Source organism: Granulicatella elegans (genome assembly GCF_020735385.1).
Lineage (GTDB): Bacteria > Bacillota > Bacilli > Lactobacillales > Aerococcaceae > Granulicatella > Granulicatella elegans_B.
The window spans coordinates 186,593-203,854 of the sequence record NZ_CP085953.1 but is presented as its reverse complement, the minus strand read 5'-3'; the positions used below and the strand labels follow the sequence as shown (position 1 = coordinate 203,854).

Genomic DNA, 17,262 nt, shown 5'->3' with positions numbered 1-17,262 from the left:
AAAGTTAGACATGAAAAATCTAACTTTTGGGGTGTTTTTTAATGAAATTAACTTATGAAGATAAAATAGAAATTTATCAACTAAGAAAACAAGGTGAAAGTTTAAAGAATCTTTCAAAGAAATACGATATTGCCGATTCTAATATTAAATACTTAGTTCGATTGATTGATCAATATGGAATAGAAATTGTTAAAAAAGAAAAAAATCGTTACTATTCACCAAAACTAAAGCAGGAAATAATGAATAAAGTTCTTTTAGAAGGTCGTTCACAAACAAGTGTGGCTATTGATTATGCACTTCCTAATCGTTCCCTACTTTCAAATTGGCTAGCACAATATAAGAAAAATGGGTATACTATTGTTGAGAAAACAAGAGGGAGACCAAATTCAATGGGACGTAAGCCAAAGAAAAAATTAGAAGAAATGACAGAATTAGAACATCTTGAATTAGAAAATCTATACTTAAAGGCGGAAATTGCTGTTCTAAAAAAGTTGAGGGAACTACGATTGAAGGAGGAAAAAGAGAAAGAAGAAAAACTGAAATTGTTCAAGAATTAATCAATGAATTTCCATTGGATATTCTTCTTAAAGTAATTAATTTAGCTCGTTCAACGTACTATTACCATTTAAAACAAATGAACCAACCGGATAAGGATCAACAGCTTAAAGATGAAATACAAGATATTTTTACAGAACATAAGGAAAACTATGGTTACCGTAGAATTCATTTAGAATTAAGAAATCGTGGCTTTAAAGTGAATCATAAGAAGGTACAACGCTTAATGAAAGCACTTGGTTTAATTGCCCGTATTCGTCGTAAACGCAAATATTATTCATACCAAGGAGATGTTGGAAAGAAATCAGATAATCTGATTCAACGTGATTTTGAAGGATCTAAACCAATGGAAAAATGTTACACAGATGTAACGGAGTTTGCCATTCCAAGTAGTGAACAGAAACTATATTTATCACCAGTCTTAGATGGATTTAACAGTGAAATTATTGCGTTCAATCTTTCTCGTTCACCTAACTTACATCAACTAAAGGCAATGTTAAACGAGGCATTTACAGATGAAAAATACAAAAATACTATTCTCCACAGTGACCAAGGTTGGCAATACCAGCATGATTCTTATCATCGATTTTTAGAAAGTAAAGATATAAAGCCGTCTATGTCACGTAAGGGGAACAGTGCAGATAATGGTATGATGGAATCTTTCTTTGGTATTTTGAAATCAGAAATGTTTTATGGATTTGAAAAAGAATTTAAGTCTCTTGAGGAATTAGAGAAAGCTATTATCGATTATATTGATTATTACAACAACAAACGTATAAAAATTAAACTGGATGGACTAAGTCCTGTAAATTACAGAATAACTCATTCAAACTCTGCTCGTATTGCTTAACTAGTAAATCTAATTGAAAGTTTAATAATATTTCCAAGAAAAAACGCGCCAAAAATTTTGGCGCGAACCCCCTAGGGGGTTATTCATACATTTTGTTTTATTAATCAAAAAGAGACGACTTAAGTCGTCTCAAAAAAGTCTAACTTTTTGGGGTCACTTCAAATTTTGAGAGTTTTTTTGTGTTTTTTAAAATAAACCGTTTACAAATTGTAAAGCTTTTGGTAATATACTCATAGGGTTAACGCGTTAAGTTTAAAGAGGAAGGAAGAGTGTGATGAAAAAGAGATGGCTGTATGGCTTAGTATTGTTATTTTTAATGAGTTCTGTAGTTGCTTTTAGAGGAAATTATCCTATATTTGCAGAAGATACTATTCATCAGAATCTTGTTAAGAACGGGGATTTTAATTTAAAAAAAGATAAGCAAAATAAGTGGACTGGAAAAGCTGCGATAGATTGGAAAGATCCTTGGGTTCCAAAAAGTGAAAAAGATAAATATCATATCGAAGTAACAGATGATGGTATTTTACAAATGTCAGCAGAAGCAGAAATGAGAGCTGTTGTTGGACAAGATATTACTGTAGAATCTAATCAAAAATATATTCTATCAGCAAGAATAAAAACAGAGGATTTAAAGTCTAATATAGGAGCTCGTGTTCGAATACTTTCCTTCGATATCAATAATAAACAAAAGTCATCTTTATGGTATTCTAAAAATCTAAATGGGGATCATGATTGGACAACAATTACAGAAGAGTTCGTTTCCGGTGAAGATATTGTAAAGATTCGATTAGAGTTGTTTTATGAAACAGGAACTGGCACAGCATACTTTGATGATGTGAGCCTTATAAAATCGGAAAAGACAACTTCTAATGAAGTTGAAGGGATAAAAGAAAAAGAGTTTGATAAATCTATAACATTAAGTATGAACAAACGTTGGTTATTACCTGGTAATTACAAATATGAAGTGAAAGATAATAGTATTGCTTCAGTGGAAGATGGATTTATTGTTCCTAAAAAAATAGGAACGACAGAATTAATGGTAAGTGAACTTGGAAAAAAAGATAAGGTGGTATCTTTAGTTGTTGAAGAATCTAATAAAACTTTTGATTCTCTCTTAAAAAAATGGGACACGATGATTTCAGGAAATGAATTTTTTTCTAGTCAAAGTAGTTATATGAATGAAATTTTTAAAAGTAATGAAAAAGATGTAGAAAGTTATCTTGCAAAAGTTCAAAATGATGATAAAAAAATTTGGGATGATGTATCTGATTATTCCAAGTCAACTAATTTAACGAAGACTTATAGACGGCTTGAACAAATTGCCAAAGCTGTAACGAATTCTCAATCTAAGTACTATAACGATAAAAAAGTGATTAATATTGTTAAACATAGTATGGAATTGATGAATGAGTATTATTATAATGTAACAACTGAGTCTAAAGGGAATTGGTGGGACTATGAAATTGGTACTCCTAGGGCAATCAATAATATTTTAACGATTATGAATAAATATTTTAGTAAAGAAGAGATTGCTAAATATTTATCACCTGTTTCAAAAATGGTTCCAGATCCATCAAAAATAATGGTAAGTCAAAATAGAGGAAAAACAGCTGTAGGAGGAAATCTTTCAGATTTAGGAAAGGTAAAAATTATTGAAGGTATTTTACTAGAAGATGATAAGAAATTAGAAAGTGCAATCAGTGCTGTAAGTAATGTGTTAGAACTTGTATCTGAAGGAGAAGGCTTCCATTATGATGGTTCTTATATTGACCATACGAATATTGCTTATACAGGAGCTTATGGAAATGTTCTTATTGATGGATTCTCTCAATTACTTCCAGTTATTCAAGCTAGCCCTTATAAAATTGAACAAAATAAATTGAAAATTTTATATAACTGGATTTATGAAGGTTTTCTTCCGCTAATTTATAGAGGCGAATTGATGGATATGACAAGAGGAAGATCACTTAGTAGAAAAGTTCAAAATGATCATTATGCCGCTGTAGAAGTATTAAGAGGTATTTTGAGAATTGCTGAAGCAAGTGAACAATCTGAAAAGAATAAATTACAAGGGATTGTAAAAGATATTGTTAAATCGGATCATTATTATGATACATTTTTATCATTAAAATCATTCTATGATGTGTATCTTTTTGAAAATCTCTTATCCAATAATATAGTGGGAGAAATTGCAAGAAATACTTATTTGAAATTATATAATGATATGAATAAAGTTGCCTACTACAATAAAGAACGTGGTTTTGCTTTTGGGATTAGTATGCATTCTGATAAGATTCAAAACTATGAGTTTATGAATGGTGAAAATGCCAAAGGTTGGTATACAAGTGATGGCGTTTCTTATCTATATAATGATGACTTGAGTCATTTTAGTGATGATTACTGGGCTACAGTTGATCCGTATAAGTTGCCTGGGATAACAGAAAATAATAAAAAGAGAGAAAAAGGTAAAGGAATGACAACAATGAAAAATTCATTTGTTGGTTCTACTTCTTTAAATCAACAATTCGGAACTGTAGCAATGGATTTTTCCAACTTAGATAATACAATGAGTGCTAAAAAATCTTGGTTTATCTTAGGAGACAGAGTAGTATTCTTAGGTGCAGGTGTGAAGGATACAAGTGGCACAAATGGATATACTGTTGTTGAAAATAGAAAAATCAAGCGAAGTTCTAGAAATCGCAGTATGGATCAAGATGATTACAAGGTGATTGTGGATGGCAAAGAGAAAACAGTAGATAGCACTGAAATGGAATTACAAGTAAATAATATTTTCCTAAAATCTTCAAATAAAGAAATGAATATTGGATACAAATTTATAAACACTACTTCATTAAATGTGAAAAAAGAAACAAGGAAGGGTGCTTGGAAAGATATCAATAACACTCAAAGTGATGAGAGTGTAGAAAATACATTTTTAACAATTGAACAACCACACGATATGCTTAGAAACAGTTATGCATATATTCTTTATCCTAATAGAAATGATAAGGAATTTGCAGAAGAAGTAATCAAAGAAGATATTGTAGTAATTGAGAATTCAGAAAATAATCAAGTTGTTTATGATAAATCAAATAATATTTATGGCGTTGTTAAATATGACGACTCTGAGTTGAAGTTGGAGGATGATCTTGTTTTAAAAGAAAAAGGAATATATACAATAAAAAAAGAATTAAACAAGATTAAAGTGGCATTTTTTAATCCTACAAATATTAATGCACAATTAAATGAATTAAAGATAAATCGATACGTGTTAAAACAAGTTATTGAACCTTCTGTAGAAGATAGAGTAAGATACTTGATTTATGAATCAACAGTTGAAAGCAATGATAAGAGTGAAAAAATAGAAAATGGTACAGAAAATCAATTAAAGAAAAATAATGAGTTAGAAGAACAAAAAATTTCATCAGAGAAAAATAGGGAGTTGGTTAACGCTTTAACCGAACCTAACAGAAATAAAGTTTTACCTAATACAGGTACCCAAAAAATAAAATTAGCCGAAATTTCACTCTTGTTTTTAGCCATAATTTCGATTTTTTGTTAAAAAAACGTTTACAAAAACAAAGTTATGGTGTAAAATGAATTTAAAGTTAACGCGTTAAGTTATTTATAGAAAGAGGTGAAAAAATGATTGATAAAAATATTGAAATATTAAAATCGTATCAACCAAGTGATGAGGAAAGATTAACTCCTGAAATACTTGAAAAAGCAATTAAAGATTGTCTAATAAAAATAGATCATAATTTAGATATTCTTGGTGAAGCGTATCCAACACCAGCTACATTTAATAATGAGTATAAAATCATGGACAATACGGAGTGGACGAATGGTTTTTGGACAGGGTTGTTATGGTTAGCTTATGAACTAACAGGAGAAGAAAAGTATAAAAAAGCTGCTGAAAAAAATGTTCTTTCATTTATTTATCGAATTGATCATTTAATCGAGGTTAACCATCATGATTTAGGATTTTTGTACACTCCATCTTGTGTTAGTGCTTATAAGTTAACTGGCAATCTTGAAGCAAGGGATGCTGCCATAAAAGCTGCAAAACAATTAGCTTCGAGATATCAACAAAAAGGCAAATTCATTCAAGCTTGGGGAGAACTTGGAGCACGTGATAACTATAGGTTAATTGTTGACTGTTTGTTGAATATTCCTCTACTTTTCTGGGCGAGTGAAGAAACTGGTAATGAAGAATATGCTGAAATAGCAAAAGAACATTTTAAGACAACGGTCAAAAATGCTATTCGTAAAGACGCTTCAGCTTTTCATACTTTTTATTTTAATCCAGAAACAGGAGAACCAGCATATGGCAAAACTAGACAAGGATTTTCTGATGATTCTGCATGGGCTAGAGGACAATCTTGGTTAATCTATGGAATAGCCTTATGTAATGCTTATTTCCCTAGAGAAACTAATTTGGAATATTTTCAAGCTGTGACAAATTACTTTTTAAATAGATTGCCAGAAGATTTTGTGTGTTATTGGGATTTAATCTTTGATGATACTTCTGGGCAACCTCGTGATACTTCAGCTGCGGCTATTGCGGTATGTGGAATTAACCAAATGAGGAAAGAATATGAAAACAACAAAATTCTTGAAGAGTATGAAAACTGGGCGGATCGTATTCTGTTCAATCTCATTAGTCATTACACAGAGAAAAAAACAGATGGTATTGTAGCTCTTCTAAATGAAGGAGTATATTCATGGCATTCTGGTAAAGGGGTCAATGAAGGAAACATTTGGGGAGATTACTTCTACTTGGAAGCTTTAATGCGTAAAAAGAAAAAATGGAAAATGTATTGGTAAAGAAAGGAAGGGTAATATGGAAAATAAACCAAATATTAAAATGGTTAGAATCGATGAACGATTGATCCATGGTCAGGGGCAATTATGGATTAAGAGTTTAGGAGTAAATTTAGTTATCTGTGCAAATGATGCAGTATCGACTGATGACTTACAACAAACATTGATGAAGACTGTTTTACCAAAAGAAATAAATGTACGATTTTGGACGGTAGAGAGAACTGCTGAAATTATTTGGAAAGCAGCACCTCACCAAACCATTTTCGTGCTAGTTTCAAATCCAACGGATGCATTGAGATTAGCGGAACTAGGTTTTCCACTAGATACCATTAACGTTGGTAATATTCATTCAGCTCCAGGAAAAGACAAAGTTTCTCAATTCATATATCTTGGTAAAGAAGATAAAGAAGCTTTGCGAACATTGAAGAATAAATATAATATTCAATTCAATACAAAAACTTCTCCAGTAACAAATGATGGAGCGCAAACATTAGAAAAATTATTAGAAGCTATTAGCTGAAATGGGGGATAACAATGGAAATAACAGTATTTCAAGGTATTTTAATTGGTTTAGTAACAGCTTTCTGTTATTCAGGAATGTTATTAGGGATTTATACAAATAGAGCAATTGTAATGGCATTTTTTGTAGGTTTGATTTTAGGAGATATTCCAACAGCGTTAACGTTTGGTGCCTTAGCGGAATTAGCATACATGGGATTTGGAGTAGGTGCTGGTGGTACCGTTCCACCTAACCCAGTTGGTCCTGGTATTGTAGGGACGATTATGGTAATTACATTAAAAGATCAAGGGATTACCCCAGAAAATGCTTTAGCACTTTCGTTCCCATTTGCGGTATTATTCCAATTTGTAACAACATTCTTGTATACATTCTTTGCTGGTAATCCAAAAATGGCTGAGAAAGCAATTGAAAATGGTCACTATGGTAAATTTAAATTAATTGCACATTCAACTTATTTAGGTTTAGCTGTATCAGGATTTGTAATTGGTATTTTATCTGCTTTAAGTCGTCCAGCTTTAGAAGCTTTTGTTAATGCATTACCAAAATGGTTGATTAGTGGTTTTGGTGTAGCAGGTGGATTAATTCCAGCAATCGGTTTTGCAATGATTTTATCAGTAATGTTGAAGAAAGAATTAACTCCATATGTAATTTTAGGATATGTCTGTGTAGCTTATTTAGAATTACCAACAATGGCTGTAGCGTTAATTGGTACAGTATTTGGATTGATTGCATATTATCAAAATGCTAATAAACCAGCCGTAGTAGAAACAGTTCAAACTAGTGAAATGGAGGATTTTAGCAATGGAATCTAATCAAAATAAATTAACTAAACGTGATTATTTTAAAACAGCATTAAGATCATATATTTTACAAAATGGTTTTAACTATAACACTTATCAAGGTGTAAGTTACCTAAATGTAATTTTACCTGGATTAAAGAAGATTTATAAAGATAATCCAGAAAAACTAAAAGAAACAGCGAAAGCTAATTTAGAGTTTTATAACACAAGTCCGCATTTGGTTCCATTTATTTCAAACTTGCAATTAGCAATGTATGAAGATGGTCAAAGTATTGATTCAGTTCGTAGTATTAAAATGGCTCTTATGGGTCCTTTAGCAGGGATTGGAGATTCTATTGCTCAATTTGGGTTAGCACCACTATTTTCTACAATCTTTGCTGGTCTAGCTTTGGATGGTTTAGGTTTTGCTCCAATGGGATATTGGTTATCAATGCTTTTAAGTATGTTTGCTATTAAAGTATTTATGGGTTACTTAGGATATCAATTGGGTACAAATGCTATTAAATCTTTAAGTGATAAAATTAGCAAAATTTCAGAAGCTGCAAATATTGTAGGGGTAACAGTTATTTCTGCACTAGCTGCATCATTTGTAAAAGCTAAACTTGCAATTCAATATGCAACGACAGTAAGTTCTGGTGAAGAACAAATTGTTTCAATTCAAAAAATCTTAGATAAAATGATGCCAAGACTTTTACCAGTTTTAATTACAATATTAGTATATTACTTATTGAAAAAGAAAAAATGGAATACTTATCAAATCTTAATCTTATTATTTGTAATTGGTATTCTAGCTTCTGTTTTAGGTATTTTAGCATAGAGGTGAAAATATGTTTGATAAAATAAAACTTTATCAAACTAGATTCTGGTTAGAAAAAAATACAATTAAAACAATAAGGGAAAGTTCAAGTAGTTTTCTACTTGAACTTTTTTCTAAAGTTAATGATTTAACAGACCGTGATCTAGTTTATTATGACAATGCAATGGATATGGAAACTTGTTTCGAAAAATATTCATTTCATGAATATAAATGGAATAAAACTCCAAACGATGATATGGAATGGATTTTTATGTTAAATCGTCAAGGTTATTTAGTTGATTTAGCGATGGCTTATTATATTACACATGAATTGAAATATTTTGAAAAATGGAAAGATATTATTTTTGATTTTATTTCTATAAATGAAGAAGAGTATGTTCACCAAGAATCTTCATGGAGAATTTTGGATGCAGGTATTCGTTTAATGAATTGGATAAAAAGTTTAACATATCTTCCTATAGATAAATTGAATGAAATTGAAAAAAAACGTATTTATAATTCTATGAAAAAACATGTTGAGTATATTCAATCTCATTTTTTAGAAAAGCATATTCTTAGTAATTGGGGTGTATTAGCTGTTAGTGGAATATTGTCTTTTTTATATTTAGATGCTGAAGATTCTGAAAGTTTTAAATGGGCGAAGGAAATTCTATTAAAACAAGCAAACATTCAATTTACTAAAAAGGGAATTCACTGGGAACAAAGTCCGTTGTACCATCATCAAGTTACGATGTGTTATGCATATTTATATCAGCTCACATCTTATTTAGAGAATGAGGAAGTAAAAATTTGGAAAGATATACTAATAAAACCGATACATGCTGCTCATTATTTATCAAATGATAATCAATATTTATTAGCATTGAATGATAGTGATACAGTGGATTTTTCATGGATATATTCTTATTATAATCTACTAGGTTTTGATAGTGATTGTACAAGTTATGAAATAGGAATACTGTTTTCTGGAAAAAGATTTTTGAAATCACACAAAGTGTACTTTGATGAATTCTTTTTTGATAATGTAGCAGGATTAGCTGTGATTAAACGTGAGGATATTTATTTTAGTTTTTTTGGTGGGCTTCATGGAAGCTCTCACGGTCATTCATCTCAAGGGGCATTCAGTTTAGAATTTGATGGTGTTCAAATGATGACATTCGCGGGGCGCTATACTTATAAGGAGTGTGAGTTACGAAATATTTTAAAATCTGAAATGATGCAAAATTCAGTGCAAATAGAAGGAGGAACCTATCCATCAATTAAGAGTTCTTGGAGTTATAATTGGGTCCCAAAAATACTCTCAATGACTGCAGTAAAAGAAGATTCTCTATATTGTTTTGAATGTCAATGGGAAGTTCCAACTAATATTTCAAGTGATATAGATAAAAGAATAATTATTCGTAAAATTATAATCGATAGCAATAAAAAAGTTATGGTTATCATTGATGAAACGAAGAAAGAAGATTTGATATATCAGACATTTATCGTTCCAACAATAAAGAACTTAGATTTTAACTTTTGGACAAATGGTGAAATGGGTGTAGATACTATTTCTTATTCTAGAAGGTATAATACTTTAGAAAAAGGAACACGTTTGAAAATAAAAAGTTCAATTACTCCATTAGTTACTTGTATTTCGGCAGAAACGTATTCCGTAAAACAAGAAGAAATTAGACGACAAGATGTTCAGGAAGAATTGCAAGGTATAAAGATTCAATGTACGAAAGGAAATGGAGAGTTAATGGTTTATTATTCACCAGAAGATATTAGTAATGGTCTAAAGTATATAAAAGACGCAGATGGAGAAATCTTATATGGAAAATTAAATGTTAGGAAAGATGGAAAGATATTTCGTTTGATGTAAATTTTAAAGGAGAAAGTTATGGTAAATGTATTAGAACAGTTAAAAGATAACTATATTTTTGCAGTTATCCGTGGAGCTTCAGCGGAAGATGCAATAGAAATTTCAAAACATTCTATTTTAGGTGGTATTAAAAATATTGAAGTCACGTATACAACACCGGATGCTTCTAAAGCAATTGGTGAATTGAAAAAAATATATTCAAATAACACAGGAATTGTTATTGGAGCAGGGACGATTATGAATGTAGAATTAGCAAAAGAGGCTATTTCATCAGGTGCAGAATTTTTAGTAAGTCCTCATTATGATCCTTCAATTCAAGAGTTAGCAGAAGATGCACATGTTTACTATTTTCCTGGGTGTGCAACAACAACTGAAATCGTTCGAGCGATGAATGGGGGAGCAAAGATTATTAAATTGTTTCCTGGAGGTGTGTTGGGTCCTTCATTTATTAAAGATATTCATGGACCAATTCCAAATGTTGAGTTAATGCCTTCAGGAGGAGTTTCTTTATCGAATATTAAAGAATGGAAGAATAAAGGAGCAGTTGCAGTAGGTGTAGGTAGTGCTTTAAGTGCAAAAGTTGCTTCTGAAGGTTATGAAAGTGTAACAAATATTGCAAAAGAATTTGTACAAGCTTTGAATTGATAAGATTCATTTATAAATAATAAATAGTAAAAGAGGTTTAAGAATGAGAGTAGTCACTTTAGGTGAAATTTTGTTACGATTATCAACTTATGAGGATGTTAGAATTAAACATTCAGATAATTTTAGAGTTTGTTATGGTGGAGCTGAAACAAATGTTGGAATTTCTTTGTCTCAATTTGGACATACTGTTTCAGTAGCATCTGTTCTCCCTTCACAAAATCCACTTAGTGATGCAGTGATTTCTAGGTTGAATTCGTATGGTGTAAATATAAAAGAAATTTTTCAAAGAAATGGAAGATTAGGCACGTATTTTTTAGAACAAGGAAATTCAGTTAGAGGTTCTAAGGTGTTATATGATCGTACTTTTTCTAGTATTGCAATGCTTGAAGAACTTTGTTGGGATTTTGATAAGATTTTCCAAAATGTTGATTTAGTACATATTTCTGGTATACTACCAACACTTTCTAAAAAATGGGAAATTTGGACACTAGAAATTGTTGAAAAAGCAAAAAAATACGGCTGTTTAGTCAGTTTTGATATAAATTATAGAAGTAGCTTGTGGGGATATGAAAGAGCATATAATTTTTTACAAAAAATTTTTCCATATGTAGACATTCTTTCAGCAGCTAAATTAGATGCTATTCATTTTTTAAAGGTTACAAGTGAAGGCGAAATTGTTTCGTTAAAAGAAATTTATAAACGTATTCAGGTAAAATATCCAAATATTAAAGTACTTTACTCAACAAAAAGAAATATAAATTCTACGAATCATCATGAGTTGCAAGGTTTCTTTATGGGAGAGGAAGGAAAATTTGTAGAGTCTAAATTATACGATATAAACCCTGTAATTGATCGTGTTGGAGGGGGAGATGCTTTTTCAGCAGGAATTTTAAACGGAATATTAAAAGGGTGGGATAGCCAAAAAATTGTTGATTTTGGCACTGCTAGTTCAGTTCTAAAACATACAGTTTTTGGTGATTGGAATCAGTTTGATGAGGAAGAAATTTTTAATTTTATGAAAAATAAAACAGGCCGTATTTTACGTTGATGATAGCAAAATAAATATATTTGAAATTATTTTTTGTGGATGAAGAACATTAGGTTTTTCATCCACATTTTTATATTATTGTGGATGGTTGAAAACGTTTGAATTTCTTCTTGTATTTTATTAAAACCTAGACTAGTATATAAGTATAATATATTAGGGGGGATACAATGATTGGATTAATTTTAACAGGACATGGGGAGTATGCAGTTGGTGTAGCTCATGCATTAGAAATGATTGCAGGGAAGCAAGAGGCGTTTAAAGTAGTTCCATTTCGTGAAAGTGAACCGATGGAAACATTAGAACAAAATATGCGAACTGCAATGGAAGAATTACAAGAAACAACAGATGGAATTGTGGTTTATGCAGATTTATTAGGAGGAAGTCCTTTTAAAGCAGCTATGATGGCTTCAGTAGCACTCGAAAATGTTGAAGTAGTAGTAGGGACTAATTTACCAATGTTAATTGAAATTGCAATGTTCCGTGAATTTGCGAGTGATGCAAAAGCGGTAGTAACACAAAGCTTAAGTGCTGGTAAAGAAGGAATTCAACATGTAGTATTATCAACAAAAGAAGAACAAATAATTGATGAAGATGAGGATGGGATTTAAGGATGCAAACAGTACAAATTATTTTTGGAAGTTCAATAACATTTCTTGTTTTTATAGCAGTTATTTTAGGTATTTATTATTTCTTTTCGAGAAAAAATATGAAACATCAGCAACAATATTTTGAAAAACTACATTCAGAATTAAAAGTTGGAAAACGTGTATTGGCAGCAAATGGAATTTATGGCACAGTGAAAAAAATTGAGAATGATCAAATCGAATTAGAAATTGCTAAAGGATTAGTGATTACGGTTTCTAGATATAGTGTTTCTGAGATTTTATAAGCGGTGAGAAGATGAAAAAGTTTTTAGGAGAATTTTATAAAGGTTTAGATGATAAAGAATATTTTTATCTTCCGATGTTAAAATCTATTTATCATATTCCAAAGCAGGATTTAGCTCGTTTCAATGCATTTAGACAACGCATAGTGATTGCTGTTGCAATAGGTGCTATGATTTATAGCTTTTTCCCAGAAAATATTTTGTTAAGTTGCTTATCAGCAATTTTATTTTATGCATTATCTACGATTGCCTATTTCAAAAGTGTTTTACCAAAATATCTTGTAAAAAAACAAGTTTCGATAGAGGGATTTGAAGGGAAAGTTTCCGTGTCAACGACAGTTTCAATTGAAAAGTTTTTATCAATTAGTACCATTGGGATTGGAATTATTATTTGTAGTTTTTTCATTGGGCAGGATAGTTTAAATCGAATGATTGTTATTTTATTTGGCATTGTTGTAACTATTAGCGGAACATATTCTTTATTCAGAAATAAATCTTAATCATAAATGAAGATAAAAAATTCAAGTAAGAAAAAATTCTGCTTGGATTTTTTGTTTTTAGGAAAATTGTAACATAAAATATATATTTCTTCGGAGGAAAACAGATAAATGATAAAAAATAAGATATTTTTTCATAAAACATCAAAATTCTTTTAAATTAGCGAAGAAAGCTCTTCCAATAGGTGCTGATATCGATTATAATGACACTGTACTAAAATGAAAGGAGAAAGAAGAATGCCAAATATTTTATTAACTAGAATTGACAATCGGATGATTCATGGCCAAGTGGCAACACAATGGACATCGTTTATTGGGGCAAATTTATTATTAGTTGCTAATGATAAAGTTGCAGCAGATCCGATGCGTCAAGGGCTAATGGATATGGCTGCTCCATCTGGTGTACAAACTCGTTATTTTACAATTGAAAAAACGATTAATGTCATTGGAAAAGCGGCTGATCGTCAGTTGATTTTCATTATTTGTGAAAATCCTCAAGACGTATTAAAATTAGTGGAAGGAGGAGTACCGATTAAAAAAGTGAACATCGGCAATATGCATATGGCGGAAGGTAAACGTCAAGTTGCTGGTGTGGTTGCGGTGGATGATGCAGATGTAGCTGCATTTAAGAAATTGCAAGAACTGGGAGTTGAACTTGAAATTCAAAAAGTTCCAACCGAAGGAAAAGAAGACGTTTCGAAATTATTTCAATAATTTATTAAAAAGGAGTCAATGAACATGCAAGCAAGTTTTATTCAAATTTTATTAGTATTCCTAGTAACGTTTGTAGCTGCAATTGACCAATTTAGCTTCTTAGAATCTCTTTACCAACCAATCGTAATGGGACCTGTTATCGGAGCTATTTTAGGTGACTTGCAAACTGGTTTGATCGTTGGGGGTACTTATCAATTAATGACAATCGGTAACATGCCAGTTGGGGGAGCTCAACCACCTAATGCTGTTATCGGGGGAATCATGGCTACTGTTTTAGCAATTAGCCTTAAATTAGAACCAACAGCTGCAGTGGCGGCTGCAGTACCATTTGCTTTATTAGGTCAATATGGAGTTACTTTAATCTTTGCATTAATGTCACCTATGATGGCTGTTGCAGATGGTTATGCACATGAAGCAAATCCAAAAGGGATTGAAAGATTAAATTATTTAGCAATGGCAGCTTTAGGGGCTGTGTTTGGTCTTGTAGTTGTATTATTCTTTATCGGTGGACAAAGTATTGGGGATGCTGTTACAAAATCAATTCCTGAATGGTTCATGGGCGGTTTAAGTGCTGCAGGTGGAATGATGCGTTTTGTAGGGTTTGCTATTTTACTTAAAGTAATGGTTTCTAAAGAACTATGGGGATTCTATTTCTTAGGTTTTGCGTTAGCTAACATCGTTTCTGCAAGTGCAAGCTTAGCAGGTTCTGCATTAGTATTATTAGCATTCATCGGTTTTGCAATTGCGTACTGGGATTTCCAAATCCAAACAAAATTCAAATCTGCTGGTGCAACAGTTGTAAATTATGATGGAGGTGAAGAAGATGGCATATAATATTCCAGATTCTTATAAAGTTCAAACACCTGCTCCTAAATTAGATAAAGCAACATTAAATAAAATGGCATGGCGTTCAATCTTTTTACAATCTTCTTTCAACTATGAACGTATGCAAGCAGCGGGTTGGTTATATGGTATTTTACCAGGATTAGAAAAAATCCATACTGATAAAGATGACTTAGCAGCATCTATGTCACACAACTTAGAATTCTTTAATACTCACCCATTCTTAGTAACATTTGTTATGGGGATTGTATTATCACTAGAACAAAATAAAGCAGATATTCAAACGATTCGTGCAGTACGTGTTGCTGCGATGGGACCTTTAGGTGGTATCGGGGATGCATTGTTCTGGTTCACTTTAGTACCAATCGTTGCAGGTATTTCTTCTGACTTTGCATTAAAAGGTAGTGTTGCAGGACCATTATTATTCCTAGCGGTATTTAATGCAGCACAATTTATTATTCGTTATTGGTTAATGCACTGGTCTTATGATTTAGGAACTGATGCCATTGGTATCTTTACAGCAAATGCCAAAGAATTTACACGTGCAGCTTCTATTTTAGGGGTATTCGTAGTAGGGGCATTAACAAGCTTATACGGTGGAACTAAATTAGGTATTGAAATTGCAAATGGTGAAAAACCAATCGTAATTCAAACAATCTTAGATGGTGTATTACCAAAATTAATTCCATTAGCAATTACTTTATTCTTATACTATTTATTAGCTAAGAAAAAACGTACTCCATTATTCTGTATCGGACTATTATTAGTTTTAGGTATTGGATTAGCATTTGTAGGACATGTTCTAGGAGTTAAATTCTGGGGTTAGTTCTTTGTAATAAGCTAGGCGAAAGCCTAGCTTATTTTTTGTGTTTGTCTGACAAATAGTTTACGAATAGAAAACGGGCGTGTACAATAAAGAAGAGTGAATGGAAGGGGGAATAAACATGCAAGATTTTAAAGATGCAACAGCGATGGCGCAAGCAGTTCGAAATGGTGAAGTTTCTTCTGTAGAATTAGTTCAAGATGCCTTGTATAAAGTAAAACAATTGAATCCAACACTTAATGCAGTTGTGCATTTGCAAGAAGAAAGAGCATTAAAAGAAGCTCGAACACGCAATTTTAGTAATCAGCCATTTGCAGGAGTTCCTTTGTTGTTGAAAGATTTAGGGCAATGTCAAAAGGGAGAACCTTCTACTGCTGGTTCACATTTATTTAAAAATATCCTTCAAACACATCAAGATATATTAGTCACTAAATTAGAAGAAGCAGGCTTTGTTATTATTGGTCGAACAAACACACCAGAATTTGGATTTAAAAATATGACAGAACCTAGTTTATGTGGTGTCACTTCAAACCCTTATGATGTTAGTCGTAATGCCGGTGGGTCAAGTGGTGGTGCTGCAAGTGCAGTGGCGAGTGGGATGGTTCCAATTGCGATGGCAAGTGATGGTGGAGGATCCATTCGAATACCAGCTAGTTTTACTGGTTTGATTGGATTGAAGCCAAGTCGTGGTAGAATACCTGTTGGTCCAAATGGCTATCGTGGCTGGCAAGGAGCTTCGGTGAATTTTGCCTTAACGAAAACGGTTCGTGATACAAGAAATTTATTAGAAGTGTTGCAAGTAGAACAAATGGAAAGTCCGTTTATACTACCAAAATTATCGAAACAGCAACTTTATGCCTCCGTTGATCGACCACTAAAAATTGCCGTCATAGAAGATTCACCGATTGGAAATAGGGTCGCAGATTCGGCAAAAAATGCTTTAAATCGAACGGTAAACTTTTTACAAGAAAAAGGACATTCTATTGAAAAAATTCAATGGCCAGTAGATGGTATCGAAGTAATGAAAAATTACTATGTGATGAATAGTGTGGAAACAGCTGCGATGATGGACGGAATTGAAAAAATGGTACAACGTCCACTTACAAAAGAAGATATGGAATTAATGACATGGGGTATTTATCAATCAGGGCAACATATATTAGCAAAAGAGTATAGTCAAGCATTGAGCCAATGGGATTATTGGACAAAAATAATGCAAGAGTGTCATGAAGAATATGATTTACTCTTAACACCATGTGTGAATGATGTCGCTCCAAAACATGATCAGTATCCAATGAGGGAATCTATTAGAGAGGCGTTAGAGTCTATCGAACAATTTTCAGTAACAGAACAGCAAGAAATTATTTGGAAAATGTTTGAAAAAACATTGGAATTAACACCCTTTACGCAATTAGCGAATATTACTGGACAACCAGCGATTAGTCTTCCGATATATTGTACACGAGAAGGATTGCCTGTTGGAGTACAAGTGATGGCTGCAAAAGGACGAGAAGATTTATTATTACAAATTGCAGAAGTTTTTGAACAAGAACATCAATGGAATCGAAAAGATTAA

At 31.9% G+C, this 17,262-nt stretch carries 16 protein-coding genes; all 16 read left to right on the top strand.

The window, feature by feature from the left end:
- Positions 1–41: 41 nt before the first annotated feature.
- The 16 genes from LK443_RS01005 to LK443_RS00930 all read left to right on the top strand — a co-directional run bounded on the left by LK443_RS01005 (position 42) and on the right by LK443_RS00930 (position 17,262).
- A protein-coding gene (locus LK443_RS01005) for an IS3 family transposase (protein ID WP_227931110.1) occupies positions 42–1,405 on the top strand; the annotation gives its coding sequence in 2 pieces (ribosomal slippage) (positions 42–483 and positions 483–1,405; 1,365 coding nt in all).
- A gap of 274 nt (positions 1,406–1,679) precedes the next feature.
- The gene (locus LK443_RS01000) at positions 1,680–4,967 is read left to right on the top strand and encodes a polysaccharide lyase 8 family protein (protein ID WP_227931785.1); all 3,288 of its coding nucleotides are present in this window, start codon (positions 1,680–1,682) and stop codon (positions 4,965–4,967) included.
- 83 nt (positions 4,968–5,050) lie between these two features.
- The gene (locus LK443_RS00995; RefSeq protein ID WP_227931784.1) at positions 5,051–6,232 is read left to right on the top strand and encodes a glycoside hydrolase family 88 protein; all 1,182 of its coding nucleotides are present in this window, start codon (positions 5,051–5,053) and stop codon (positions 6,230–6,232) included.
- 16 nt (positions 6,233–6,248) lie between these two features.
- The gene (locus LK443_RS00990; protein ID WP_227931783.1) at positions 6,249–6,749 is read left to right on the top strand and encodes a PTS system mannose/fructose/N-acetylgalactosamine-transporter subunit IIB; all 501 of its coding nucleotides are present in this window, start codon (positions 6,249–6,251) and stop codon (positions 6,747–6,749) included.
- Between the two features lie 14 nt (positions 6,750–6,763).
- Positions 6,764–7,561, top strand: coding sequence for a PTS mannose/fructose/sorbose/N-acetylgalactosamine transporter subunit IIC (locus LK443_RS00985; RefSeq protein WP_227931782.1), 798 nt, complete (start codon positions 6,764–6,766; stop codon positions 7,559–7,561).
- The gene (locus LK443_RS00980; RefSeq protein WP_227931781.1) at positions 7,551–8,366 is read left to right on the top strand and encodes a PTS system mannose/fructose/sorbose family transporter subunit IID; all 816 of its coding nucleotides are present in this window, start codon (positions 7,551–7,553) and stop codon (positions 8,364–8,366) included. Before LK443_RS00985 ends, LK443_RS00980 begins: the two co-directional genes overlap by 11 nt.
- Positions 8,367–8,376: 10 nt before the next feature.
- Positions 8,377–10,230, top strand: coding sequence for a heparinase II/III family protein (locus tag LK443_RS00975; protein WP_227931780.1), 1,854 nt, complete (start codon positions 8,377–8,379; stop codon positions 10,228–10,230).
- 18 nt (positions 10,231–10,248) lie between these two features.
- Positions 10,249–10,875, top strand: a complete 627-nt coding sequence (locus LK443_RS00970; RefSeq protein WP_227931779.1) for a bifunctional 4-hydroxy-2-oxoglutarate aldolase/2-dehydro-3-deoxy-phosphogluconate aldolase — start codon at positions 10,249–10,251, stop codon at positions 10,873–10,875.
- A 43-nt stretch (positions 10,876–10,918) separates the two neighbouring features.
- Complete coding sequence (locus LK443_RS00965; protein WP_227931778.1) at positions 10,919–11,923, top strand: sugar kinase; 1,005 nt, start codon at positions 10,919–10,921, stop codon at positions 11,921–11,923.
- 167 nt (positions 11,924–12,090) lie between these two features.
- On the top strand, positions 12,091–12,531 hold the full coding sequence (agaF, locus tag LK443_RS00960; protein WP_227931777.1) for a PTS galactosamine/N-acetylgalactosamine transporter subunit IIA: 441 nt from the start codon (positions 12,091–12,093) through the stop codon (positions 12,529–12,531).
- A gap of 2 nt (positions 12,532–12,533) precedes the next feature.
- On the top strand, positions 12,534–12,812 hold the full coding sequence (gene yajC, locus LK443_RS00955) for a preprotein translocase subunit YajC (protein ID WP_227931776.1): 279 nt from the start codon (positions 12,534–12,536) through the stop codon (positions 12,810–12,812).
- A gap of 11 nt (positions 12,813–12,823) precedes the next feature.
- On the top strand, positions 12,824–13,309 hold the full coding sequence (locus tag LK443_RS00950; RefSeq protein WP_227931775.1) for a hypothetical protein: 486 nt from the start codon (positions 12,824–12,826) through the stop codon (positions 13,307–13,309).
- A 234-nt stretch (positions 13,310–13,543) separates the two neighbouring features.
- A complete protein-coding gene (gene agaV, locus LK443_RS00945; RefSeq protein WP_227931774.1) occupies positions 13,544–14,020 on the top strand; it encodes a PTS N-acetylgalactosamine transporter subunit IIB in 477 nt (158 codons plus the stop codon).
- Between the two features lie 24 nt (positions 14,021–14,044).
- Positions 14,045–14,854: a PTS mannose/fructose/sorbose/N-acetylgalactosamine transporter subunit IIC gene (locus tag LK443_RS00940; RefSeq protein ID WP_227931773.1), complete on the top strand. Its 810-nt coding sequence runs from the start codon at positions 14,045–14,047 to the stop codon at positions 14,852–14,854.
- The gene (locus LK443_RS00935) at positions 14,844–15,689 is read left to right on the top strand and encodes a PTS system mannose/fructose/sorbose family transporter subunit IID (RefSeq protein WP_227931772.1); all 846 of its coding nucleotides are present in this window, start codon (positions 14,844–14,846) and stop codon (positions 15,687–15,689) included. Before LK443_RS00940 ends, LK443_RS00935 begins: the two co-directional genes overlap by 11 nt.
- A 118-nt stretch (positions 15,690–15,807) precedes the next feature.
- Positions 15,808–17,262, top strand: coding sequence for an amidase (locus LK443_RS00930; RefSeq protein ID WP_227931771.1), 1,455 nt, complete (start codon positions 15,808–15,810; stop codon positions 17,260–17,262).